The organism is Micromonospora tarensis (genome assembly GCF_016803395.1).
Taxonomy (GTDB): domain Bacteria; phylum Actinomycetota; class Actinomycetes; order Mycobacteriales; family Micromonosporaceae; genus Micromonospora; species Micromonospora tarensis.
Genome location: NZ_JAEVHL010000097.1, coordinates 1 through 21,839, shown reverse-complemented (window position 1 = coordinate 21,839; position 21,839 = coordinate 1). Strand labels below are relative to the sequence as shown.

The window sequence follows — 21,839 nt, the reverse complement described above, 5'->3', positions numbered from 1 at the left end:
TCACCACGATCCGGCTGCGCGGCCTGGCCGGGCGGTTGGCCGGTCTGGACGCGCTGGCCGGGCGACTGGCGGCCGGCGGGTCGCCCCGGGCGTACCTGCTCGGGTTGGATCCTTCCGGCGAGGGCCGGGCGGTGGTGACGCTCGGCGACCCCGACCACGCCGACCGGGTGCTGACCTACGTGCCGGGGATGACCGCCGGCCTGGACGACGCTCCCGGCGAGCTGGGCCGGGCGGCACGGGTGCTGGACCGGTGCGCCGCGCTCGCCCCGGCCGAGCGCAGCGCGGCGGTGCTCTGGGTGGACTACGACGCTCCGGATTTCCTGACCGAGGCCGCCTCGGCCGACCAGGCCCGCGACGCCGGCCCGGCGTTGCACCGCTTCCAGGAGGGGTTACGAGCCAGCCACGAGGGGCCGCCGGCCCGGCAGACCGTGTTGGGGCACAGCTACGGGTCGCTGGTGGTGGGTGTGGCGGCCCGGGAGCACGGGCTGGCGGCCGACGCGCTGGTCTTCGTCGGTTCGCCAGGTGTCGGCGTGTCGCGCGCCGCCGAGCTGGGCGTGCCACCTGCGGAGGTGTGGGCGAGCAGCGCCCCCGACGACGTGATCCGCGCCGCCCGCCCGGCGGACGAGCTGGGCCGACGGGCGCTGTCGGGCGCGGCTCCGCTGGCCGCCGTGCTGGGCTGGCCCGGTCGGACCGGGCACGAGCTGTGGTTCGGTCACGACCCGTCGGATCCCGGATTCGGCGGCCGGGTCTTCGGCAGTGGCCGAGGTGGGCACACCGGTTACTGGGACCCGGGCAATCCCGCGCTGGACGGGATGGCCCGGGTCGTGCTGGGCCGCTGAGGGTTACTCGACGGTGACCGACTTGGCCAGGTTGCGGGGCTGGTCCACGTCGTGCCCCCGGGCCGCGGCGATCTCGGCGGCGAGCACCTGCAACGGCACAGTGGTGACGAGCGGGGCCAGCAGCGTCGGCGTCCTCGGCACGTAGATCAGGTGGTCGGCGTACCGGACGACGGCCTCGTCGCCCTCCTCGGCGATGACGATGGTCCGCGCGCCGCGCGCCCGGACCTCCTGGATGTTGGAGACGACCTTGTCGTGCAGCATGCCCCGACCGACCGGCGAGGGCACCACGCAGATCACCGGGGTGCCCTTGTCGATCAGGGCGATCGGGCCGTGCTTCAGCTCACCGGCCGCGAAGCCCTCGGCGTGCATGTACGCCAGCTCCTTGAGCTTCAGCGCGCCCTCCAGGGCCACCGGGTAGCCGACGTGCCGGCCGATGAACAGCACTGTCGGCTCGGACTTCAGGTCCCGGGCCAGCTCGCGGACGGGCTCGATCCGGTCGAGCAGCTCACGCAGCTTGCCCGGGATCTCCTGCAACTGCGCGACCACCGCGCCCACCTCGTCGGCGAACTTGATCCCGCGCACCTGGGCCAGGTGCAGACCGATCAGGTAGCAGGCGACGACCTGGGTCAGGAACGCCTTGGTGGAGGCGACGGCGATCTCCGGCCCGCCGTGGGTGTAGAGCACGGCGTCCGACTCACGGGGGATGGTCGAGCCGTTGGTGTTGCAGATCGCCAACACCCGGGCCTTCTGCTCCTTGGCGTGGCGCAGCGCCATCAGGGTGTCCATCGTCTCGCCGGACTGCGAGATCACCACGATCAGCGTGGACCGGTCGAGCACCGGGTCGCGGTAGCGGAACTCGCTGGCCAGCTCCACCTCGCAGGGGATCCGGGTCCAGTGCTCGATGGCGTACTTGGCCACCATGCCGGCGTGGTAGGCCGTGCCGCAGGCCACGATGAAGATCTTGTCGACGTCGCGCAGGTCCTGGTCGCTGAGGCGGACCTCGTCGAGGGCGATCTCACCGCTCTCGGTGAGCCGGCCGAGCAGCGTGTCGGCGATGGCCTGCGGCTGCTCCTCGATTTCCTTGAGCATGAACCAGTCGTAGCCGCCCTTCTCGGCGGCCGAGGAGTCCCAGTCGATGTGGAAGTCCTTGCCGGCGGCGGGCTGGCCCTCGAAGTCGGTGATCTCGATGCTGTCGCCGGTGATCAGCACGATCTGGTCCTGGCCCAGCTCGACCGCTTCCCGGGTGTGCTCGATGAACGCGGCGACGTCGCTGGCCAGGTAGTTTTCCCCGTCGCCCCGGCCGACCACAAGTGGCGAGTTGCGCCGGGCGCCGACGACCGCTCCGGGCACGGCGGCGTCCACCGCGAGCAGGGTGAAGGCGCCCTCCAGCCGCTGGCAGACCACCCGCATGCCGGCGGCGAGCAGCTGCGGGCCGTCCGGCTGGCCGGCGGCGCGCAGGTCGGCCAGCGCGGCGGCGAGCAGGTGCGCGGCGCACTCGGTGTCGGTGTCGCTGGCGAACTGGACGCCGTCGGCCTCCAGCTCGGCGCGGAGCTTGGCGAAGTTTTCGATGATGCCGTTGTGGATCACCGCGACCCGGCCGTCGGGGGCGACGTGCGGGTGGGCGTTGCGGTCGGTCGGGCCGCCGTGGGTGGCCCACCGGGTGTGCCCGATGCCCGTGGTGCCGTCACCGATGCCGATCGGGCTGGCCGCGCAGGAGGTCGGGTCGTCGGCAGCCCGCTCGGAGAGCACCTTCTCCAGGTTGGCGAGCTTGCCGGCCTTCTTCTCGGTCAGGAGCTGGTCGTCGCAGACGATGGCGACACCCGCCGAGTCGTAGCCGCGGTATTCCAGCCGCCGCAGCCCGTCGAGGACGATGCCGAGAGCGGGGCGCGCGCCCGCGTATCCCACGATTCCACACATGGCCCGCAGCCTAACCCAGTTTCACTCACGATGGGTGCTCGAAAGTCGGGTTATCAATCACGGGATCTGAGCGATCGGTGGCTGAGGGGTCGCAACCGGGACGAGCTTCGCGGCCCACTCCTGGTCCGCCCGGGACGCCGGGGTTGCGGCACGCCTTCGGGTACGACAATCTCTCCGCGGGTTCGGCGCGCCCGTCCTCTGCTCGTTCGTCCCATACCCACTCCCGCCCGGAGCAGCCATGTCCGACGCGCCTCCGCCCGATCCGTCCCCCTCTCCCCCACCGGACCCGTCAGCTGGCGGCGCGTCGGCGCTTGATCGACACGGGTTCATTGAAATCGCGCTTTCGCAGCGCGGTTGATACCCCGCTTTCAGCGATGTCGAGTCGATCATGCGCGTCCGGTGGGGCTTAGGTTCGGGCGGCGGGTGGCCGTAGGCTGGCGCGGGTGACGACGAGCACCGATATCGACCCGCTGGTGGCCCGGATGCGGCCGTTCGGCACGACGATCTTCGCTGAGATGTCCGCCCTCGCCGTTCGCACCGGCGCGGTCAACCTCGGCCAGGGCTTCCCCGACACCGACGGCCCACCGGAGATGCTGGCCGCTGCCGCGGAGGCGCTGCGCGGCGGGCAGAACCAGTACCCGCCCGGCCCGGGGATTCCCGCCCTGCGCGCGGCGGTAGCCGCCCACCAGCGGCGGTTCTACGACCTGGAGTACGACCCGGACGGCGAGATCGTGATCACCGCCGGGGCCACCGAGGCGGTCGCGGCGAGCATTCTCGCCCTCTGCGAACCGGGCGACGAGGTGGTCTGCTTCGAGCCGTACTACGACTCGTACGCCGCCTCGATCGCGCTGGCCGGCGCGGTCCGCCGGCCGGTGACCCTGCGCCCCACGGCCGACGGCCGGTACGCCTTCGACCCGGCGGCGCTGCGCGCGGCGTTCGGCCCGCGCACTCGGCTGGTGCTGCTCAACTCACCACACAACCCGACCGGCAAGGTCTTCAGCCCGGCCGAGTTGGCCCTGGTCGCCGAGCTGTGCCAGGAGTTCGGCGCGTACGCGGTCACCGACGAGGTGTACGAGCACCTGGTCTTCACCGACGCGGCGAGCCGGCACCTGCCACTGGCGGCTCTGCCGGGAATGCGGGAGCGGACGCTGCGCGTCTCGTCGGCTGGCAAGACGTTCGCCTGCACGGGGTGGAAGGTCGGCTGGGCGAGCGGCCCAGCGGCACTGGTCTCGGCGGTGCTCCGGGTGAAGCAGTTCCTCACCTACGTCAACGCCGCGCCGCTGCAACCGGCGGTGGCCGTGGCGTTGGCCCTGCCGGACGCCTACTACACCGGCTTCCGGGATGGTCTCCAACAGCGGCGTGACCAGCTCGTCGGTGGTCTCACCGATGCCGGGTTCGAGGTGCTCGACTCGGAGGGGACGTACTTCGTCACCGCCGACATCACCGCCCTCGGCGGCCGGGACGGGGTGGAGTTCTGCCGCTCGTTGCCGGAGCGCTGCAGTGTGGTGGCCGTGCCGACACAGGTGTTCTACGACGACACCGACGCGGGCCGGCGGTTGGTCCGCTTCGCCTTCTGCAAGCGCCCCGAAGTGCTGGCCGAGGCGGTCAACCGGCTGCGCGGGTTGGCCTCGTCGGCCTGAGCGACCTCGTCGGCGTGAGCGACCGCATCGGCGGGAGCCGTCCGGGTCGGCCGACCGAGCCGCCACGAACCGTTGCGGCGACTGGGCCGGCGACCAGGGCGCGGAAACTGTCAGGCAGTGGGGCTGGCGGTGCGGACCTGCTCGGCGATCCGCTCGGCGACGGTGCGGGCGGTCGCCTCGGTGGCCGCCTCCACCATCACCCGAACCAACGGCTCGGTGCCCGACGGGCGCAGCAGCACCCGACCGGTCTCGCCCAGCTCCGCTTCGGCCTGCTCGACCTCCGTGCGGACGGCCGGCGCGGCGGCACCGACGGTACGGTCGCCGACCGGCACGTTGATCAGCACCTGAGGCAGCTTGGTGACCACCGAGGCCAGCTCGGCCAGGGTCTGACCGGTGGCCGCCATCCGGGCCATCAGGTGCAGGCCGGTGAGCACCCCGTCGCCGGTGGTGGCGTGCGCGGGCATGACGATGTGGCCGCTCTGCTCACCGCCGAGCGCCAAGCCGGAGGCGCGCAGCTCCTCCAGCACGTACCGGTCGCCGACCTTGGTCTCCACCAGCCGGATGCCCTGGGCGGACATCGCCAGCCGCAGCCCGAGGTTGCTCATCACGGTGGCCACCAGGGTGTCCTGGGTGAGCGTGCCGGCGTCCCGCATGGCCAGCGCGAGGATCGCCATCACCTGGTCGCCGTCGACCTCGTCGCCGTCGGCGGTGACCGCCAGGCAACGGTCGGCGTCGCCGTCGTGGGCGATGCCCAGGTGGGCGCCGTGCTCGACCACGGCGGCGCGCAGCGCCTCGATGTGGTTGGAGCCGCAGTCGTCGTTGATGTTCAGCCCGTCGGGATCCGCGTGGATCGCGATGACCTCGGCGCCAGCCTCCCGGTAGGCGACGGGGGCGACCTCGGCGGCGGCGCCGTTGGCGCAGTCGACCACGACCTTGATCCCGTCGAGCCGGTGCGGAACGGTGCCCACCAGGTGCTGGACGTAGTGGTCGGCACCGTCGAGCAGGTCGTGCACGCGGCCGACGCCGGCACCGATCGGCCGGTCCCAGGCGGTGGTGGCGTTCGTCTCGACAGCCGCCTCGATCTGCATCTCGATCTCGTCGGGCAGCTTGTGGCCGCCGGCGGCGAAGAGCTTGATGCCGTTGTCCGGCATCGGGTTGTGCGACGCGGACAGCATCACACCCAGGTCGGCCTTGGCTTCGGCGGTGAGGAACGCCACCGCGGGAGTGGGCAGCACGCCGACCCGCACCACGTTGGCGCCGGCGCTGGTCAGACCGGCGACGACGGCGGCTTCGAGCATCTCGCCGCTGGCCCGGGTGTCCCGGCCGACGACGGCGAGCGGCGGATGGCTGCGGTCCGTCTCGGCCAGGGTGTGCGCGGCGGCAACCGCGAGCGCCAACGCCAACTCCGGGGTGAGATCCGCGTTCGCCCGCCCGCGTACGCCGTCCGTGCCGAACAACCGACCCATACCCGCCAACCTCCGAATGAGCACTGCCTGGGTGGAGAAAGCGGAACGCCGACCCACCTCCCCGTGGCGGGGAGGCGGACCGGCCGTCCGTCAGAAGTACAACGCGCTGGGAAAGATCAGCGCTTCGAGTACTGAGGAGCCTTACGGGCCTTCTTGAGGCCGTACTTCTTGCTCTCCTTGACCCGGGCGTCCCGGGTGAGGAAGCCGGCCTTCTTGAGGGCCGGACGGTCGTCCGGCTCGCTGACGATCAGCGCCCGGGCGATGGCGAGCCGCAGCGCACCGGCCTGGCCGGTGGTGCCGCCGCCCCGCAGGTTGGCGATGACGTCGAACGCCTCGAGCTTCTCGGCGGTCACCAGCGGGTCCTTGATGAGCTGCTGGTGCACCTTGCTCGGGAAGTAGGCCTCGAGGTCCTGGCCGTTGCAGGTGATCTTGCCGGTGCCCGGAACGATACGGACCCGGACGATGGCCTCCTTGCGGCGGCCCACGGTCTGGATCGGCCGGTCACCACGAGGCGCGCGGGCGACGGGCGCCGGCGCCTCGGTGGCCTCGGGGGCTTCCGGGGCGACCTCGGTCTCGGTGGTGATGTCGGTCATGCTGCTTCCTTCGCCCGCGCTCACTGCGCGATCTGCTTGATCTCGAACGGCACCGGCTGCTGCGCGAGGTGCGGGTGCTCGGCACCGGCGTAGACCTTCAGCTTCTTGATCAGCTGACGGCCGAGCTTGTTGTGCGGGAGCATCCCCTTCACGGCCAGCTCGATGGCCCGCTCGGGACGCTTGGTCAGCAGCTCGTCGTAGCCGACCTGCTTCAGACCACCCGGGTAACCGGAGTGGCGGTAAGCGACCTTGGTCTGGCGCTTGTTGCCGGTCAGCGCAACCTTGCCCGCGTTCACGATGACGACGAAGTCGCCCGTGTCGACGTGCGGCGCGAAGGTCGGCTTGTGCTTACCACGCAGCAACGTGGCGGCGTGGGTGGCCAGGCGGCCCAGCACGACATCAGAGGCGTCGATGACGTGCCACTGACGCTCGATCTCACCCGGCTTCGGGCTGTACGTACGCACAGGTCTACCTTGTCTCGTCGTCGGTCTGGGGTCGCGCGCCGAGGTGACCAGATCTTGCAGGCCGGACCAGCGCGCACGAACGACCAAGCGTACCTGATGGGGCACGCCTCTGGATGTCGTACAACAGCAGGCAACGATACCGGGCGCGGTGTCCGCAGGTCAAAACGGGGGTGGGGTCCCGCGCAGCGACCCGCCGAGCGTGGCGTAGCTCACACGCCGGTGAGCCGGCCGGCCCTCGGCCGACGGTAGACCGCCCAGGTGACCGCGAAGCACAACGCGTACCAGCCGATGAAGGCCAGGTAGGCGGCGTCGGCGTTGCCCGAGCTGAGGAACGACTGGCGGAACGAGATGTTGACAAGCACCCCACCGGAGGCGCCGATCGCACCCGCGATGCCGATCAACGCGCCGGTCATCCGTCGGGCCCACCGCGCGGCGGCCTCCGGATCGCGCTGCCCGGTGGCCACCGCGTCCGCCGCCCGGGCCCGGAAGATCGCCGGAATCATCTTGTAGGTGGAGCCGTTGCCGACGCCGGAGAAGACGAAGAGGGCCAGAAACCCGGCCAGGTAGAGCCCGAACGAGCGCTCGCGGGCCGCGTAGAGCACGGTGCCCGCGCCGGCCGCCATCGCCACGAAGTTCCAGAAGGTCACCCGGGCCCCACCCAACCGGTCGGCGAGGTGCCCGCCCACCGGCCGGATCAGCGAGCCGATCAGCGGACCGAGGAAGGTCAACCAGGCCGCGTCGACCGGGGTCGGGAACCGCTCGGCGAACTGGAGCTGGAGCACCTGACCGAAGGCGAAACCGAAGCCGATGAACGAGCCGAAGGTGCCGATGTAGAGCAGCGACATCGCCCAGGTGTGTGGGTCGCGGGCCGCCTCCCGCAGCGCGCCCGGCTCGTTGCGCGCCCCGGGCACGGTGTCCAACCAGCGGGCCGCCGCCAGCGCGGCCAACACGATCAGCGGCAGGTAGACCGCCGGCACCAACCGGGGGTACGCGGCACCCGCGGTCGCGAGGACCGCCAGGCCGACCAACTGCACGGCGGGTACGCCCAGGTTGCCGCCGCCGGCGTTGAGCCCGAGCGCCCGGCCCTTGAGTCGCTGTGGGTAGAACAGGTTGATGTTCGCCATCGAGGAGGCGAAGTTGCCGCCGCCGACCCCGGTCAGGCAGGCCAGCACCATCAGGGTGGAGTACGACACCCCGGGTTCCAGCAGCACCGTCATCGGCACCGTGGGCACCAGCAGCAGGAGTGCGCTGATGATCGTCCAGCGTCGTCCGCCGAACCGGGCCACCGCCAGCGTGTACGGCAGCCGCAGCACCGCGCCCAACGCGGCCGGCACGGCGGTGAGCAGGAACTTCCCGGCCGGGTCGATGCCGTACCCGGGGCCGAGGAAGAGCACGGTCACCGACCAGAGGCTCCACACCGAGAAGCCGACGTGCTCGGCGAAGATGGAGACCCAGAGGTTGCGCCGGGCGATCGGCGCACCAGTGGTCCGCCAGAAGTCGGGGTCCTCCGGGCGCCAGTCGTGCAGCGGCTGCCGGCCACCGGTGACGGCGGGCGGCTCGGCGGTGACTGCGGTGCTGGTGAGCGTGCTCACGGCGGCTCCTCCTCGTCGGTGTGACGAGGAGGAACGCTAGGAACGCCCGGTTACCGCGCAGTGCCCGGAATGGGTCGGGGCGGATACGGGGCCCGCACCACCGGCCGGGGGCGATGGTGAACGGGCCGCCCGGTCAGTGCTCAGAGCTGCTGGAGGATGCGCAGCGCGCGGCCGACCCGCAGCATCGTGTCGGTGTCGGCGACGTCCACGCAACTGGTGAACCACTTCTTCATGGGCGAGGAGATCCGGTCGGGCATGACCACGTACCGGCCCATCGACACGGCGAGCGGCGAGTCCCGCAGCAGGGACTCCTCGACCACCTCGACCACGATCACGATAGGTACGTCGGTGGAGTTGTAGACGTCCGAGCTGATTACCAGGCCGAGGCGTTCCCGGGCGCCCTCGATGCGCCAGATCTCACCCCTACGCAGCACGCGGCCGTCCGCCGGAGAACAGGTCGTTGACCATGCCCACCTCGCGGGCGTCGGCGAGGGCCGCGGACTCCAGATCAAGGCCGGCGCGGCCCACGGCGGCGGCGTGCGCGGTGAAGACCTCGCGCAGCGCCTTCTCCCGGGCGGCCTGGTCCATCCACGCGGAGAGCGACAACCCCTCGCGCTTGGCGAACCGCCGCGCCTCCTCGATCGTCTCGTCGGTGAACGACAGAGTCACCTTGGCAGTCATGCCGAGCAGATTACCCAGCGGTGTGACCACCAGTCATCCCCGCGTGCACCGACTCGTTCCCCGCCGTCGAAAGGTACATTCCACCCGCTCTCAGCGGGCGTGGCCGCCGAACACCGCGAACCGCCACTCCTTGAAGAAGCAGTCGACGTCGGCCAGACCGACCTCGGTGAGCCACCGGCACTGGTCGGCGACGCTCGACGGGCGGTCGTGGCGCATCCGCTCCCGGGCCGCGGCGATCTCCTCCGGCGGCGAGCCCAGCTCGGTGATCCGCGCCGTCCACACCTCGTCGTAGCGCCGGTCCAGGGCCGGGTTGGGGCCGGCCACCTGCTCGGCGTTCACGAACACGCCGCCCGGCACCAGCGCCCCGGCGGCCCGCCGGTAGAGCGCCCGCTTGCCGTCGTCGTCCAGGTGGTGGATCGCCAGCGCGCTGACCACCGCGTCGTACCGGCCGGGCGGGAGCGGGTCGACCAGGTCGGCCCGGACCGTCCGGTGCGGCACGGACCGGGCGCGCAGCTGGTCGGCGGCGCGGGCGAGCATCGCCGGCGCGGCGTCCACCAGTGTCAACCGGACCCCGGGCACCGTGGCGGCGAGCAACAGCGACAGCAGCCCGGTGCCCGCGCCCAGGTCCAACACCTCAGGGGTACGACCGGCCGCGAGCGCGGCGCGCAGCGGCGGCGCGGCCACCTGGACGGCCGTGCCGTAGAAGGAGTCGAAGCAGGGCACGAGCCGTCGACGGGCCTCGTCGTAGGTGCCGGCCACCGCGTCGAAGACGTCCACCACGCCCATCGCCGCCTCCTAGATATTGGGACTATTTTCCCACATTATAAGCACCACGGGACGAGCGCGAGTTACTGCGTGATCCACTCGTGTTCCTTGAAGTCGGGGCTTCCGGGCGTGCGGGATGGCCCGGTTTCAAGGAAGCCGAGTCGATCACCGACCCCGGACACGCAAAAGGCCCCGACTCCCTGGAGTCCAGGGTGCCGCGGGCCTTACGTGCTGCGCTGCCTAGCCGACGGGGCCGATCGCCTTCGCCAGCTCGACGAAGCCGGCCCAGGCCGCCGGCCCGAAGGTCAGCGTGCCGCCGTCGCGGTCCTTGGTGTCGCGGACGAGGACAACGCCGGGAAGATTGTCAGCGACCTCGACACACGAGCCGCCGTTGTTTCCGCTCTTCGTGCTCTTACGCCACTGCGCACCGGTCATGTCCATGATCCCGCTGCTTTCCTGATCAGGTCGAGGGACTGTTGACGGGAAAGAGCTTCGCTCCTGATGCGTTCCCATCTGCGATTTAGCGTAGCAACGTCCGCAGCTCCATTGACGATCTGCGCCCGCGCCTGGCTGTCACTATGCGCGACCTGCTCGCCGTCGGGCAGTTCGGCCACAATGAATCCCCCGCCAAGGCCCGGATACATCCCGACGTCCTGCGGCACTACGAGCACCTGCACGGCCGGCAGCACCGCGCATTCGGCGAGGTGAGCGACCTGCTCACGCATCAGCGCGCGGTCACCGTACGCCGACTGGTACAGGACCAGCTCGTGCACGACGGCGACCAGCAGGGGTGGACGCTCACGGCGGAGAATCGCCTGCCGATCGATGCGGGAGGCGACCGCATCGGCAACCTCGCTCGCCGTGAGCGCTTCACCGGTCAATGTCGCCCGCGCGTAAGCCTCGGTCTGCAAGAGGCCGGGCACCCAGGTGTGCTCGAACCACCGAATCGCGACGGCCTCGCGCTCCCAGTCCACCCACTCACGCAGCCATTGCGGCTCGCGCCGCTTGAGGACATCCGGCCAAAGGTCCGCAACGTCCCTTCCAAGGATCGCGGCCAGCTTCGCGCGCCGACGGGGTTGCGGCACACGTCCCGGGCTTATCCACCGCGCTGCCGTCTTCGGATCTACCCCCGTCTGAGCTGCCAGGCTTTCGGCTGTCTCGCCAGCTTCGGCCATGGCCGCTTGAAGTGCATGATTCATCCTGCCTCCAAGATGAACATCCCGAACGTCCCGGGGAATAGAACTACGTCGTGTACTGATCCCTTCGCTCTCGGCAATGTATCCGGCAGACAGCACAGCCGGTAGGGATCAGAACCGGGCGGATGCCTTCGCACCCGGAGTCGCCCCCGCCCAACTGAGATCTTGGACAGTTTCCGTTAGCTGCTAACGGAAACTGTCCAAGATCTCCGCTGGCGAGCGCACGGCGGCGATCCCGAAGCGACGACCAGGGGGAGCACCGTGCCGGAGCGGCCAGCCGATCGGACGACGGAACCCAAGCCAAAGCGAACTCCGCTCGCGGGTGACCTTCTCCACCTGACCCGCGCGGCGAGTGTGCAGTTCATCCGCCCGATCTTCGTCCGGGTGATTCGCGTACTCGACTGGCCGACGTACGACGGGTGGCTGTGGATCGACGGTTACGAGCTGGGCGCGAGCGGCGACGCGGTCGCGCGCCGGTCCCTGTTCGTGATGACAGCGGGCCTGATCTGGGTGGACACGCCCACCCCGGCGGCTTGCGTCAAACGAGGTCCGGTGCGGGTCGGATGACCAGTCGTCCCCGCCCGCACCTTCCGATGCGCCCGGCATGGCTCTGCCGTAACTGCGCCGCTCCCTGGCCCTGCGCGCCGGCACAACTGCATCTCGCTACCGAGTTCTACGGTCACCCGATCGCCCTGGCGTTCTATCTGGCGGCGAACATGCAGGACGCGGTCGACGACCTGTACTCCCTGGGCCTCCGCCCTGACCTGCGCGCACTGCACGCCCGGTTCCTGGGCTGGCTGTCCCTGACCCGCCGACCGCGCCGCGCCGACTCGGGGTGATCGGGCGTCCGTGCGAGGCGACCGATGTCGACCATCCGTTCAGCGCCGAACCCCCGTGCGGTGTGAGCCCCACTTGACAGGACCGAAACAGAAGGGACCCGGACCGGAAACCGCTCGACGGCACGCTTTCCCGACATGACAGACGGTGCACGGTCGGCAACTCGGCCGGGGCGGACGCCCCGGGACGTGGCGACGCACTGCCCGTACTGCGCCCTGCAGTGCGGCATGACACTGCGCGAGGACGACGGCGTGGTGACGGTCCACCCGCGCCAGTTCCCCACCAACCGGGGCGGGCTGTGTCAGAAGGGCTGGACCGCCGCCGAGCTGCTGGACCACCCGGAGCGGCTGACCACCCCGCTGGTGCGCGACCCGGCAACCGGCGAGCTGCGCCCGGCGAGCTGGGACGCCGCCCTCGACCGGGTGGTGGCCGGCATCCGCGCCGTCCAGCGCGACGCCGGCCGGGACGCGGTCGCCGTCTTCGGCGGCGGCGGGCTGACAAACGAGAAGGCGTACGCGTTGGGCAAGTTCGCCCGGATCGGGCTGCGCACCAGGCACATCGACTACAACGGACGGTTCTGCATGTCCTCGGCGGCAGCCGCCGGCATGCGCGCCTTCGGTATCGACCGGGGGCTGCCATTCCCCCTCGCCGACCTGGGCCGGGCCGACACCCTGCTGCTGGTCGGGGCCAACCCGGCCGAGACCATGCCGCCGCTGGTGCGCTGGCTCACCGAGCAGCGGCGGGCCGGCGGCCGACTGATCGTCGTGGACCCCCGGGTCACCGCCACCGCCCGCCAGGCCGACCTGCACCTGCAACCGCTGCCCGGCACCGACCTCGCGGTCGCCAACGCACTGCTGCACATCGCCCTCACCGAGGGTTGGGTCGACCGGGCGTACGTGGCCGAGCGCACCACCGGATTCGAGGCGGTCCGCCGCGGCGTCGCCGCCTGGTGGCCGGCGCGGGCGGAACAGCTCTCCGGGGTGCCGGTGGCCGACCTGGAGGCGACCGCCCGCGCGTTGGGCACCGGCGGTCGAGTGATCATCCTGACCGCGCGCGGCGCCGAACAGCACGCCAAGGGCGTGGACACGGTCACCGCGTACGTCAATCTCGCCCTCGCGCTGGGGCTGCCCGGCCGGGCCGGGTCGGGCTACGGCTGCCTCACCGGCCAGGGCAACGGCCAGGGCGGCCGGGAGCACGGGCAGAAGGCCGACCAGCTCCCCGGCTACCGGCGGATCGACGACCCGGCGGCCCGCGCGCACGTGGCGGGGGTCTGGGGCGTGCCCGCCGACGAGCTGCCGGGCCCGGGAGTGCCGGCCTACCAACTGCTCGACTCGCTCGGCACCCCCGACGGCCCACGGGCGCTGCTGGTGTTCGGCTCCAACCCGGTGGTCTCGGCGCCCCGCGCGGCCCGGATCGAGGGTCGGCTGCGCGACCTCGACCTGCTGGTCGTCGCCGACCTCCTGCTCTCCGAGACGGCCGCGCTGGCGGACGTGGTGCTGCCCACCGCGCAGTGGGCCGAGGAGGACGGCACCATGACCAACCTGGAAGGTCGGGTACTGCGTCGGCGTGCGCTACGGCCGCCCCCACCGGGCGTCCGGACCGACCTCGCCATCATCGCCGACCTGGCGGCCCGGCTGGCAGCCACCGAGGCACCCGGCGCGCGGCCGGAGGCCGTCGCGGCGGCGCGTTTTCCCACCGACCCGGCTGCCGTCTTCGCCGAGCTGCGCCGCGCCTCCGCCGGTGGGGCCGCCGACTACGCCGGCATCAGCTGGGAGCGGATCGACGCCGCCGACGGCGTCTACTGGCCCTGCCCGAGCGGGGACGGGCCGGACACGCCACGACTCTTCGCCGACCGGTTCGCCACCCCCGACGGCCGGGCCCGGTTCCACCCCGTCGACCACCGGCCGGCCGCCGAGGAGGTCTGCGCCACCTACCCGCTGCACTTCACCACCGGCCGGGTGCTGGCGCAGTACCAGTCCGGCACCCAGACCCGCCGGGTGCCGGCGCTGCGGCGCGCCGCCCCGGAGGCGTTCGTCGAGCTGCACCCCGACCTGGCCGCCCGGCTGGGCGTCGACGACGGCGACCCGGTGCGGGTCACCTCGCGCCGGGGTGAGCTGTGCGCCCCGGCCCGGCTCAGCGCCGGGATCCGGCCGGACACCGTGTTCGCCCCGTTTCACTACGCCGGGGCGGGACGGGCCAACTCGGTGACCAACGACGCGGTGGACCCGATCTCCGGGATGCCGGAATTCAAGATCTGCGCGGTCCGGGTGGAGAAGGCATGACCGCCCGGGTGGTGATCGTCGGCAACGGCATGGCCGGTGCCCGACTCGCCGGTGAGCTGCACGCCCGGGAGGGCGACCGAAAGGTCACCGTGCTCGGGGCGGAGCCGCACCGGGCGTACAACCGGATCCTGCTCTCCACCCTGCTGGCCGGGCGGATCGACGAGCCGGACGTGGAGCTGACCGAGGCCGCCGGGCACGGCATCGACCTGCGCGGTGGGGTGCCGGTGACCGCGATCGACAGGTCCGCCCGGGAGGTGCACACCGACGACGGCGAACGCATCCCCTACGACCACCTGGTGCTGGCCACCGGTGCCCGCGCGGTGGTGCCGCCGCTGCCCGGCCTCGACCCGGCGGACCTGCCGGAGCGGGTGATCCCGTTCCGGACCCTGGACGACTGCCGGCGGATCCTCGCCGTGGCGGACGGCGCCCGCAGCGTGTTGGTGCTCGGCGGTGGGCTGCTCGGCCTGGAGGCCGCGCGCGGGCTGGCCGCCCGGGGCCTGGCGACCACTGTGGTCCACCCCCGGGAGCACCTGATGGAACGGCAGCTCGACCCGGCCGCCGGTGCGGTGCTCGCCGGCACGCTCGCGGGGCTCGGCGTCACAGTCGAGCTGGCCGTGCCGGCAACCGGCGTGGCAGCGGATGCCACAGGTGTCCGCCTCGACCTGGCCGACGGCCGAACGCTCCGCGCCGACCTGCTGGTGCTCTCCTGCGGGGTACGCCCGGACACCGCCCTCGCCCGGGCCGCCGGGCTGACCGTGCGGCGCGGCGTGGTGGTGGACGACCGGCTCCGCACCGACGACCGGACCATCTCGGCGATCGGTGACTGCGCCGAGCACGACGGCGTGCTCACCGGGCTGGTCGCACCCGCCTGGGCCCAGGCCCGGGTGCTCGCCGACGTGCTGACCGGCACGGACCCGCTGGCCCGCTACCGGCCCCGCCCGGCGGTGACCCGGCTGAAGGCCGCCGGGATCGACCTGGCCGCGATGGGCGACCCGGGCAGCGGCGGGCCGGGCGAGGAGCTGACCTTCGCCGACCCGGCCCGGGGCACGTACGCGCGGCTGCGGATCCGGGACGAGCGGCTGGTCGGCGCGATCCTGCTCGGCGACAACCCGGCCGTCGGCACGGTGATCCAACTTTTCGACCGTGGCCACCCGGTGCCCGCCGACCGGCGGGCGTTACTGCTCGGCCGGGCACTCGGCACGGTCGGGACGACCCCGGCCGCGTCACCGGCACTGATGCCGGACGCGGCCACTGTCTGCCAGTGCAACACGGTGAGCAAGGGCGCACTGGTCAGCTGCTGGCGCTCCGGCGCCCGGACGGTCGACGCGGTGGTGGCCGCGACCCGGGCCGGCACCGGATGCGGCGGCTGCCGGGACGCGGTGAGCGGCATCGTCGACTGGCTGAGCCAGGCGGAATCGGTGGAGGTGACGCGATGAGCGGCGGCGAACTGGTCGTCATCGGCAACGGCATGGTCGGGCAGCGTTTCGTGGACGCGCTGCGCGCCCGGGACCCGGAGGGCGGCTGGCGGGTGACAGTGCTGGCCGAGGAGGACCGCCCAGCGTACGACCGGGTGCGGCTCTCGGCTTACTTCGACGGGGTGAGCGCGGACGAGCTCAACCTGCACACACCGCACGAGGGGGTGCGGCTGCGGCTCGGTGAGCCGGCGATCGCCGTCGACCGGGAACGGCGGGTGGTGAGCACCGCCGTCGGCGAGTACCAGTACGACGCGCTGGTGCTCGCCACCGGGTCGTACCCGTTCGTGCCGCCGGTGCCCGGCACCGAGCTGCCCGGGGTCTTCGTCTACCGGACCCTGGACGACCTGGCGGCGATCCGGGCGTACGCCGGGGGCCGGCGGGTCGGCGCGGTGATCGGCGGCGGGCTGCTCGGTCTGGAGGCCGCGAACGCCCTGCGGCTGCTGGGCCTGAGCACCGACGTGGTCGAGTTCGCGCCCCGGTTGATGCCGGTCCAGGTGGACCAGGCCGGCGGTGCGATGCTGCGCCGCTACGTCGACGACTTGGGCGTACGGACCCATCTCGGGGTGGCGACCACAGCGATCCGGTCGGGGCCGGACGGCGGCGTCGCGGCCCTGGAACTCTCCGACGGCACCGCCATCGACGCCGACCTGGTCGTGGTGGCCGCCGGCATTCGGCCCCGGGACCAGCTGGCCCGGGACGCCGGTCTGCCGCTCGGCCCGCGCGGTGGGGTCCTGGTCGACGCGACCTGTCGCACCGCCGACGAGCGGATCTGGGCCATCGGTGAGTGCGCCGCGGTGGACGGCACCTGCCACGGTCTGGTCGCGCCGGGGTACGCGACGGCCGAGGTGGTGGCCGACCGGCTGGTCGGCGGTGCGGCGACCTTCCCGGGCGCGGACACCGCCACCAAGCTCAAGCTGCTCGGCGTCGACGTGGCCTCGTTCGGCGACGCCCACGGCACTACCGAGGGCTGCCTGGACGTCACGTTCACCGACCCGGCCACCCGGGTCTACGCGAAGCTGGTCCTCTCCGACGACGCGCGCACCCTGCTCGGCGGGGTGCTGGTGGGCGACGCCAGCGCGTACCCGACGTTGCGCGCCAGTGTGGGTGGTCCGCTGCCGGCCGCGCCGCTGGCGCTGCTCGCCCCCGACGGCGGCGGCGCGGACGCCGGCGCGTTGCCCGCCACCGCCCAGGTCTGCTCCTGCAACGCGGTGACCCGGGGCGACGTGGACGCCGCCATCGCCGACGGCTGCGCGGACGTGGCGGGGTTGAAATCGTGCACCCGGGCCGGCACCAGCTGCGGCTCGTGCGTGCCGATGCTCAAGCAGCTCCTGGACGCCGCCGGGGTGGCGCAGTCCAGCGCCCTCTGCGAGCACTTCGACCTGAGCCGGCGGGAGCTGTTCGAGATCGTCCAGGTGCGTGGCATCCACACCTTTTCCCGGCTGGTCGCGGAGCACGGTCGGGGGCGCGGCTGCGACATCTGCAAGCCGGTGGTCGCGTCGATCCTCGCCTCGCTGGGCGCCGGGCACGTGCTCGACGGCGAGCAGGCGTCGTTGCAGGACACCAACGACCACTTCCTGGCCAACCTGCAACGCGACGGCAGCTACTCGGTGGTGCCCCGGATACCGGGCGGTGAGATCACCCCGGAGAAGCTGATCGTGATCGGTGAGGTGGCCCGGGACTTCCAGCTCTACACGAAGATCACCGGTGGGCAGCGGATCGACCTGTTCGGGGCACGGGTCGAGCAGTTGCCGCAGATCTGGCGGCGGCTGGTGGACGCCGGCTTCGAGTCCGGTCACGCGTACGGCAAGGCACTGCGGACGGTGAAGTCCTGTGTGGGCGAGACCTGGTGCCGCTACGGCGTACAGGACTCGGTGGGCCTGGCGGTGGCGCTGGAGTTGCGCTACCGGGGGCTGCGCGCCCCACACAAGCTCAAGTCGGCGGTGTCCGGCTGTGCCCGCGAGTGCGCCGAGGCGCGCAGCAAGGATTTCGGCATCATCGCCACCGAGACCGGCTGGAACCTCTACGTCGGTGGCAACGGTGGCTTCCGGCCCCGGCACGCCGACCTGTTCGCCACTGATCTGTCCACCGAGGCGCTGGTCACGCTGATCGACAGGTTTCTCATCTACTACATCCGCACCGCGGACCGGCTGCAACGCACGGCCGGCTGGATCGAGGCGATGGAGGGTGGCCTGGACCACCTGCGCTCGGTGATCGTCGACGACTCGCTCGGGCTCTGCGCCGACCTCGACGCGGCGATGGCCCGACACGTGTCGTCGTACTCCGACGAGTGGCGCGACGTGCTGGACGACCCGGACCGGCTGCGCCGCTACACCTCCTTCGTGAACGCCCCCGAGGTGCCCGACCCGTCGATCACCTTCGTCCGGGAACGCGGCCAGCCGATGCCGGCGGGCGGCACCCAACCGATCACCCTTGGCCTACCGGAGGTACGACGATGAACCCGACCATGACGCGGAGCTGGACGACCGTCTGCACCCTCGACCACCTGGACCCGGACCGGGGCGTCGCCGCCCTGGTCGACGGGGTGCAGGTCGCCCTCTTCTGGACGGCCGACGGGCTGTTCGCGATCGACAACCGCGACCCGGTCTCCGGGGCGTACGTGCTGTCCCGAGGGATCGTCGGCAGCCGTGGTGGAGTGCCCACGCTCGCCTCGCCGCTGCACAAGCAGGTCTACGACCTGCGCAGCGGGGACTGCCTCGACCTGCCCGGGGTCGCCGTGGCCCGGCACGACGCGCGTTGCCGTAACGGGCTGGTCGAGGTGCGGCTGCGACAGGAGGGTTGATGCGCGAAGAACTGGCGGGCTTCACCGTCGGGGTGACCGCCGACCGGCGGCGCGACGAGTTGGCCGCGCTGCTCGAACGCCGGGGCGCCCGGGTGGTGCTCGCCCCGGCGTTGCGGATCGTGCCGCTCTCCGACGACACCGAGCTGCGCGAGGCGACCCGCGCCTGCCTCGACCAGCCGCCGGACATCCTGATGGCCAACACCGGCATCGGTATGCGCGGGTGGCTGGAGGCGGCCGAGGGCTGGGGGTTGGCCGAGCCGCTGCGCTCGGTGCTGGCCAGCTCGTACGTGGTGGCCCGCGGCCCGAAGGCGCGCGGCGCGATCCGGGCGGCCGGGCTGCACGACCAGTGGTCGCCGGCCTCGGAGAGCTGCGACGAGGTGGTCGACCACCTGCGTCGACGTGGCGTGGCCGGGCAGGTGATCGCCATGCAGCTGCACGGTGAGCGGCAACCCGACTGCACCCTCGCGCTGGAGGCGGCGGGTGCCACTGTCATCGAGGTGCCGGTCTACCGCTGGGCGCCGCCGACCGACCCGGCACCGCTGCATCGGTTGATCGACCTGATCGCCGGCCGGCTGGTGGACGCGGTGACGTTCACCTCGGCGCGGCGGCCGAGGCGCTGTTGCGGGCCGCCGGGGATCGCACCGACGCGGTGCTGTCCGCGTTGCGCGGCGACGTCCTGGCCAGCTGTGTCGGCGCGGTGACCGCCGAGCCGCTGCTGCGACGCGGGGTGCCGGTGAGCGCCCCGGGTCGGGCCCGGTTGGGCGCGCTGGTGCGGACCATCGTCGACGAGCTGCCCCGCCGTACCGTGACCTTCAAGGCCGGTGGGCACCTGCTCACGTTGCGCGGGCACGCCGCGGTGATCGACGGCGAGCTGCGGCCACTCGCCCCAGCCCCGATGGCGGTGCTGCGGGCCCTGGCCCAGACTCCCGGCCGGGTGCTGTCCCGCACGGCGCTGCTGCGGACGCTGCCCCGGGGCGCGGACGAGCACGCCGTGGAGATGGCCGTCGCCGGCTACGGGCCGGGTTGCGCGCGCCCCGGGTGGTGCAGACCGTGGTGAAGCGCGGCTACCGGCTCCGGGTCGACTGAACGCGTCACGGCCGGCTGTGGTCCGCCGGCCGTGACCCGAGGGTTCAGCCAACCGGCGTGGGGAAACCCCGCCCGTGCTCGGACTGGAGCCGGAGCATGGCGTGCTCGACCACCGTCACCAGCACCTGCTTGACCGAGTCCCGGTGTCGGGCGTCGGTCATCACCAGCGGCACCTGCGACGAGATGGCCAACGCCTCACGGACCTCCTCCGCCTCGTACTGCGGAGCGCCGTCGAACCGGTTCAGCGCCACCACGTACGGCAGGTTGCGGTTCTCGAAGTAGTCCAGCGGGGCGAACGCGTCGGTGATCCGGCGGGTGTCCACCAGCACGGCGGCACCCACCGCCCCCCGGATGATCTCGTCCCACATGAACCAGAACCGGGTCTGACCGGGGGTACCGAAGAGGTACAGGATCAGGTCCTGGGCCATCGTGATGCGGCCGAAGTCCATGGCGACCGTGGTGGTCTCCTTGCCCGGCACCTTCGACGGGTCGTCGATGCCGACGCCCGCCGCGGTCATCAACGCCTCGGTGGTCAGCGGTGTGATCTCGGAGATCGCCCCGACCAGTGTCGTCTTGCCAACGCCGAAGCCGCCCGCGACGACGATCTTCGCGGAGACGATTCCCCGGCCTGGCCGCCCCCCAGCGGGGTCATAGCCTGCGAAGTCCACTTAGCACCCTTCCAAGCAGTTCCATCCGCTCCTCGAACCCCTCGGCGGGAGCAGCAGTGTGTAACGTCAGCAGGCTCTCGGTCACCATGTCGGCGACCAACACCCGGGCGACGCCCAGCGGCATCCGGGTGTACGCGGCGATCTCCGCCAGCGACTGTGCGCGGCCCTCACAGACCGTGGCGATGCGGTGCTTGTCGTGCCCGGCGAAGCGGGACTCGGCGACCTGGGTGGGAGAGGCGGTGAGGACGGCCTCGAGGGCGATGTCCTGGCGGGGCTCGGTACGGCCACGGGTGACCGCGTACGGGCGCACGAGCGCGCCGCGCGGGTCAACGCGTCGCTGGTCCATCCCCGATCACCTCCTCGTCCCCTGTGGAGCCGGTCGGTGCCGTCTCCCGTCCCTGGTCCGGCGCTCGGTCGGAGCGCCGCCTTCCGGTGTTAAGAGCGCACCGCGTCGCGCGGCAGCGGCACCAGCGCGGCACCCACCCGTTCGACCAGCAGTGCCATCTCGTAACCCACCTGACCCACGTCGCAGCTGCGCGCGGCCAGCACGGCCATCGACGAGCCGTCGCTGATCGACATCAGGAAGAGGTACCCGCTGTCCATCTCGATGACTGTCTGCAACACCCCGCCGGCGCTGAACATCCGGGCCGCGCCCTCGGTCAGGCTCACCACACCGGAGGTGATCGCGGCGAGCTGGTCGGCCCGGTCCGCCGGGAGATCCCGGGAGGACGCGAGCAGCAGCCCGTCGGCGGACACCGCCACCACGTGGGCGATGCCCGCCACGCTGTCGGCGAAGTTGGTGAGCAGCCAACCCATGTCCTGCATGGCAGCTGGCCTGTTCATCGGCTCTCCTTGGTCGAGGTGCTGTTCAGGTCCGATCCGGCCGTCCGACCGCGCTGTACACCACGGTGGTAGGCGGACAGCAGACCACGTACTTCATCCGGGGTCCGCCGGCTGCGGTCCCGGCCACTCTTCGGTTCGATGCCGCCGGGCACGAGCTGCGCCTGCGGCACCCGCTTGGGCAACCCGGACCGGGTCGTCCCGGCCGGGGCGGGCTCGGCCGCCCGGCTGGCCCGGGACCAACCCTCGTCCGCCGCCGTCCGCCAGGCGTCCGGGTCCGCGGCGGGAGCGGCCGGAGCGGTCCGGTCAGCCGGGGGTGGAGTGTACGACGGCGGCGCCGAGGACGGCACGCCAAGCCCGTCGGCGCGCGCGGCACCGGGAATCCCGATGCCGGCGTGCTGCCGCCGTCGTGGTGGAGCCCGGGGTACGGGTCGGCAGCGGCGGTCGGGCCGGTGCCGGGGCCGGCACGGACCCGGCACCCTGCTGGCCGGCGCTGCCCGCTCGGAGGCCCGTGTCGGCCGAGGTGGCGGTGGTGGCGGTGGTGGGCGCCGGCGGCTCGTCGAAGTTGGGCCGGGTGAAGATCGCGGTGGCGTCGTCGCCGTGCGACCGGAACCAGACCGCCTCCATCTCCCGGAAGATCGGCGCTTCGGCGGGGAAGTCGGGGCGGGTGCTGACCGGCGCGGCCGGCGGTGCGGCCG

The 21,839-nt window shown here is 72.3% G+C and carries 21 protein-coding genes and 2 pseudogenes; 9 read left to right on the top strand and 14 right to left on the bottom strand.

Annotation, left to right across the window (positions count from 1 at the left end):
* Window positions 1-839, top strand: an 839-nt coding sequence (locus JM949_RS19100) for an alpha/beta hydrolase (RefSeq protein WP_238433460.1), incomplete at its 5' end; no start/stop codon positions are given.
* A 3-nt stretch (window positions 840-842) separates the two neighbouring features.
* Here the strand turns inward: JM949_RS19100 and glmS are convergent.
* Window positions 843-2,756: a glutamine--fructose-6-phosphate transaminase (isomerizing) gene (gene glmS, locus JM949_RS19095; protein ID WP_203149777.1), complete on the bottom strand. Its 1,914-nt coding sequence runs from the start codon at window positions 2,754-2,756 to the stop codon at window positions 843-845.
* 443 nt (window positions 2,757-3,199) lie between these two features.
* Here glmS and JM949_RS19090 point away from each other — a divergent pair, with 443 nt between their 5' ends.
* Window positions 3,200-4,396, top strand: coding sequence for a pyridoxal phosphate-dependent aminotransferase (locus tag JM949_RS19090; RefSeq protein WP_203149776.1), 1,197 nt, complete (start codon window positions 3,200-3,202; stop codon window positions 4,394-4,396).
* A gap of 110 nt (window positions 4,397-4,506) precedes the next feature.
* On the opposite strand, the gene glmM is transcribed toward JM949_RS19090, so the two are convergent.
* The 9 genes from glmM to JM949_RS19045 form a co-directional block, all read right to left on the bottom strand.
* Window positions 4,507-5,862, bottom strand: a complete 1,356-nt coding sequence (glmM, locus tag JM949_RS19085; protein ID WP_203149775.1) for a phosphoglucosamine mutase — start codon at window positions 5,860-5,862, stop codon at window positions 4,507-4,509.
* Window positions 5,863-5,978: 116 nt separating this feature from the next.
* Window positions 5,979-6,455, bottom strand: coding sequence for a 30S ribosomal protein S9 (gene rpsI / locus JM949_RS19080; RefSeq protein WP_203149774.1), 477 nt, complete (start codon window positions 6,453-6,455; stop codon window positions 5,979-5,981).
* A 20-nt stretch (window positions 6,456-6,475) separates the two neighbouring features.
* Window positions 6,476-6,919 (bottom strand): 50S ribosomal protein L13, encoded by a 444-nt coding sequence (gene rplM, locus JM949_RS19075; RefSeq protein WP_007465158.1) that lies wholly within the window; start codon window positions 6,917-6,919, stop codon window positions 6,476-6,478.
* A gap of 209 nt (window positions 6,920-7,128) precedes the next feature.
* Window positions 7,129-8,511, bottom strand: a complete 1,383-nt coding sequence (locus JM949_RS19070) for an MFS transporter (RefSeq protein WP_203149773.1) — start codon at window positions 8,509-8,511, stop codon at window positions 7,129-7,131.
* 140 nt (window positions 8,512-8,651) lie between these two features.
* The gene (locus JM949_RS19065) at window positions 8,652-8,945 is read right to left on the bottom strand and encodes a hypothetical protein (protein WP_112626220.1); all 294 of its coding nucleotides are present in this window, start codon (window positions 8,943-8,945) and stop codon (window positions 8,652-8,654) included.
* Window positions 8,935-9,192 carry a DUF6364 family protein gene (locus JM949_RS19060; RefSeq protein WP_203149772.1) on the bottom strand — a complete coding sequence of 86 codons (258 nt, stop codon included), beginning with the start codon at window positions 9,190-9,192 and terminating at the stop codon, window positions 8,935-8,937. The genes JM949_RS19065 and JM949_RS19060 overlap by 11 nt, the downstream gene beginning before the upstream one ends.
* Before the next feature lie 90 nt (window positions 9,193-9,282).
* Window positions 9,283-9,978, bottom strand: a complete 696-nt coding sequence (locus tag JM949_RS19055) for a class I SAM-dependent methyltransferase (RefSeq protein WP_203149771.1) — start codon at window positions 9,976-9,978, stop codon at window positions 9,283-9,285.
* Between the two features lie 219 nt (window positions 9,979-10,197).
* Complete coding sequence (locus JM949_RS19050; RefSeq protein ID WP_203149778.1) at window positions 10,198-10,392, bottom strand: DUF397 domain-containing protein; 195 nt, start codon at window positions 10,390-10,392, stop codon at window positions 10,198-10,200.
* Window positions 10,389-11,156 carry a helix-turn-helix domain-containing protein gene (locus tag JM949_RS19045; RefSeq protein ID WP_203149770.1) on the bottom strand — a complete coding sequence of 256 codons (768 nt, stop codon included), beginning with the start codon at window positions 11,154-11,156 and terminating at the stop codon, window positions 10,389-10,391. Before JM949_RS19045 ends, JM949_RS19050 begins: the two co-directional genes overlap by 4 nt.
* A gap of 258 nt (window positions 11,157-11,414) precedes the next feature.
* On the opposite strand from JM949_RS19045, the gene JM949_RS19040 reads away from it, so the two are divergent.
* The 7 genes and pseudogenes from JM949_RS19040 to JM949_RS19010 all read left to right on the top strand — a co-directional run bounded on the left by JM949_RS19040 (window position 11,415) and on the right by JM949_RS19010 (window position 19,633).
* A complete protein-coding gene (locus tag JM949_RS19040; protein WP_203149769.1) occupies window positions 11,415-11,720 on the top strand; it encodes a hypothetical protein in 306 nt (101 codons plus the stop codon).
* Window positions 11,717-11,992 carry a hypothetical protein gene (locus tag JM949_RS19035; protein ID WP_203149768.1) on the top strand — a complete coding sequence of 92 codons (276 nt, stop codon included), beginning with the start codon at window positions 11,717-11,719 and terminating at the stop codon, window positions 11,990-11,992. Before JM949_RS19040 ends, JM949_RS19035 begins: the two co-directional genes overlap by 4 nt.
* Before the next feature lie 135 nt (window positions 11,993-12,127).
* On the top strand, window positions 12,128-14,272 hold the full coding sequence (locus tag JM949_RS19030; RefSeq protein ID WP_203149767.1) for a molybdopterin oxidoreductase family protein: 2,145 nt from the start codon (window positions 12,128-12,130) through the stop codon (window positions 14,270-14,272).
* Window positions 14,269-15,708 (top strand): FAD-dependent oxidoreductase, encoded by a 1,440-nt coding sequence (locus tag JM949_RS19025; RefSeq protein WP_203149766.1) that lies wholly within the window; start codon window positions 14,269-14,271, stop codon window positions 15,706-15,708. Before JM949_RS19030 ends, JM949_RS19025 begins: the two co-directional genes overlap by 4 nt.
* Entirely contained in the window at window positions 15,705-18,203 is a 2,499-nt protein-coding gene (nirB, locus tag JM949_RS19020) for a nitrite reductase large subunit NirB (RefSeq protein WP_203149765.1), read from the top strand. The genes JM949_RS19025 and nirB overlap by 4 nt, the downstream gene beginning before the upstream one ends.
* On the top strand, window positions 18,200-18,547 hold the full coding sequence (gene nirD / locus JM949_RS19015; RefSeq protein WP_203149764.1) for a nitrite reductase small subunit NirD: 348 nt from the start codon (window positions 18,200-18,202) through the stop codon (window positions 18,545-18,547). The genes nirB and nirD overlap by 4 nt, the downstream gene beginning before the upstream one ends.
* A pseudogene (locus tag JM949_RS19010) lies at window positions 18,547-19,633 on the top strand (uroporphyrinogen-III synthase). The gene nirD and the pseudogene JM949_RS19010 overlap by 1 nt, the downstream one beginning before the upstream one ends.
* Window positions 19,634-19,677: 44 nt before the next feature.
* On the opposite strand, the gene JM949_RS19005 reads toward JM949_RS19010, so the two are convergent.
* From JM949_RS19005 to JM949_RS37335, 4 genes and pseudogenes are all read right to left on the bottom strand, one after another.
* Window positions 19,678-20,301 carry a GTP-binding protein gene (locus tag JM949_RS19005; protein WP_203149763.1) on the bottom strand — a complete coding sequence of 208 codons (624 nt, stop codon included), beginning with the start codon at window positions 20,299-20,301 and terminating at the stop codon, window positions 19,678-19,680.
* Window positions 20,282-20,647: a DUF742 domain-containing protein gene (locus JM949_RS19000; protein ID WP_203149762.1), complete on the bottom strand. Its 366-nt coding sequence runs from the start codon at window positions 20,645-20,647 to the stop codon at window positions 20,282-20,284. Before JM949_RS19000 ends, JM949_RS19005 begins: the two co-directional genes overlap by 20 nt.
* An 89-nt stretch (window positions 20,648-20,736) precedes the next feature.
* Complete coding sequence (locus JM949_RS18995) at window positions 20,737-21,144, bottom strand: roadblock/LC7 domain-containing protein (RefSeq protein ID WP_030329975.1); 408 nt, start codon at window positions 21,142-21,144, stop codon at window positions 20,737-20,739.
* Window positions 21,141-21,839: pseudogene (locus JM949_RS37335) on the bottom strand (ATPase); the annotation flags it as partial. The pseudogene JM949_RS37335 and the gene JM949_RS18995, both read right to left, overlap by 4 nt.

What these genes read in the sequence shown, in the direction of transcription:
- JM949_RS19060 (WP_203149772.1), bottom strand. Translation starts at nt 9,192, where the DNA reads ATGACTGCCAAGGTGACTCTGTCGTTCACCGACGAGACGATCGAGGAG.
- JM949_RS18995 (WP_030329975.1), bottom strand. Translation starts at nt 21,144, where the DNA reads ATGAACAGGCCAGCTGCCATGCAGGACATGGGTTGGCTGCTCACCAAC.
- JM949_RS19035 (WP_203149768.1), top strand. Translation starts at nt 11,717, where the DNA reads ATGACCAGTCGTCCCCGCCCGCACCTTCCGATGCGCCCGGCATGGCTC.
- JM949_RS19000 (WP_203149762.1), bottom strand. Translation starts at nt 20,647, where the DNA reads ATGGACCAGCGACGCGTTGACCCGCGCGGCGCGCTCGTGCGCCCGTAC.
- glmM (WP_203149775.1), bottom strand. Translation starts at nt 5,862, where the DNA reads ATGGGTCGGTTGTTCGGCACGGACGGCGTACGCGGGCGGGCGAACGCG.
- glmS (WP_203149777.1), bottom strand. Translation starts at nt 2,756, where the DNA reads ATGTGTGGAATCGTGGGATACGCGGGCGCGCGCCCCGCTCTCGGCATC.
- nirB (WP_203149765.1), top strand. Translation starts at nt 15,705, where the DNA reads ATGAGCGGCGGCGAACTGGTCGTCATCGGCAACGGCATGGTCGGGCAG.
- nirD (WP_203149764.1), top strand. Translation starts at nt 18,200, where the DNA reads ATGAACCCGACCATGACGCGGAGCTGGACGACCGTCTGCACCCTCGAC.
- JM949_RS19055 (WP_203149771.1), bottom strand. Translation starts at nt 9,978, where the DNA reads ATGGGCGTGGTGGACGTCTTCGACGCGGTGGCCGGCACCTACGACGAG.
- JM949_RS19045 (WP_203149770.1), bottom strand. Translation starts at nt 11,156, where the DNA reads ATGAATCATGCACTTCAAGCGGCCATGGCCGAAGCTGGCGAGACAGCC.
- JM949_RS19025 (WP_203149766.1), top strand. Translation starts at nt 14,269, where the DNA reads ATGACCGCCCGGGTGGTGATCGTCGGCAACGGCATGGCCGGTGCCCGA.
- JM949_RS19030 (WP_203149767.1), top strand. Translation starts at nt 12,128, where the DNA reads ATGACAGACGGTGCACGGTCGGCAACTCGGCCGGGGCGGACGCCCCGG.
- JM949_RS19050 (WP_203149778.1), bottom strand. Translation starts at nt 10,392, where the DNA reads ATGACCGGTGCGCAGTGGCGTAAGAGCACGAAGAGCGGAAACAACGGC.
- rpsI (WP_203149774.1), bottom strand. Translation starts at nt 6,455, where the DNA reads ATGACCGACATCACCACCGAGACCGAGGTCGCCCCGGAAGCCCCCGAG.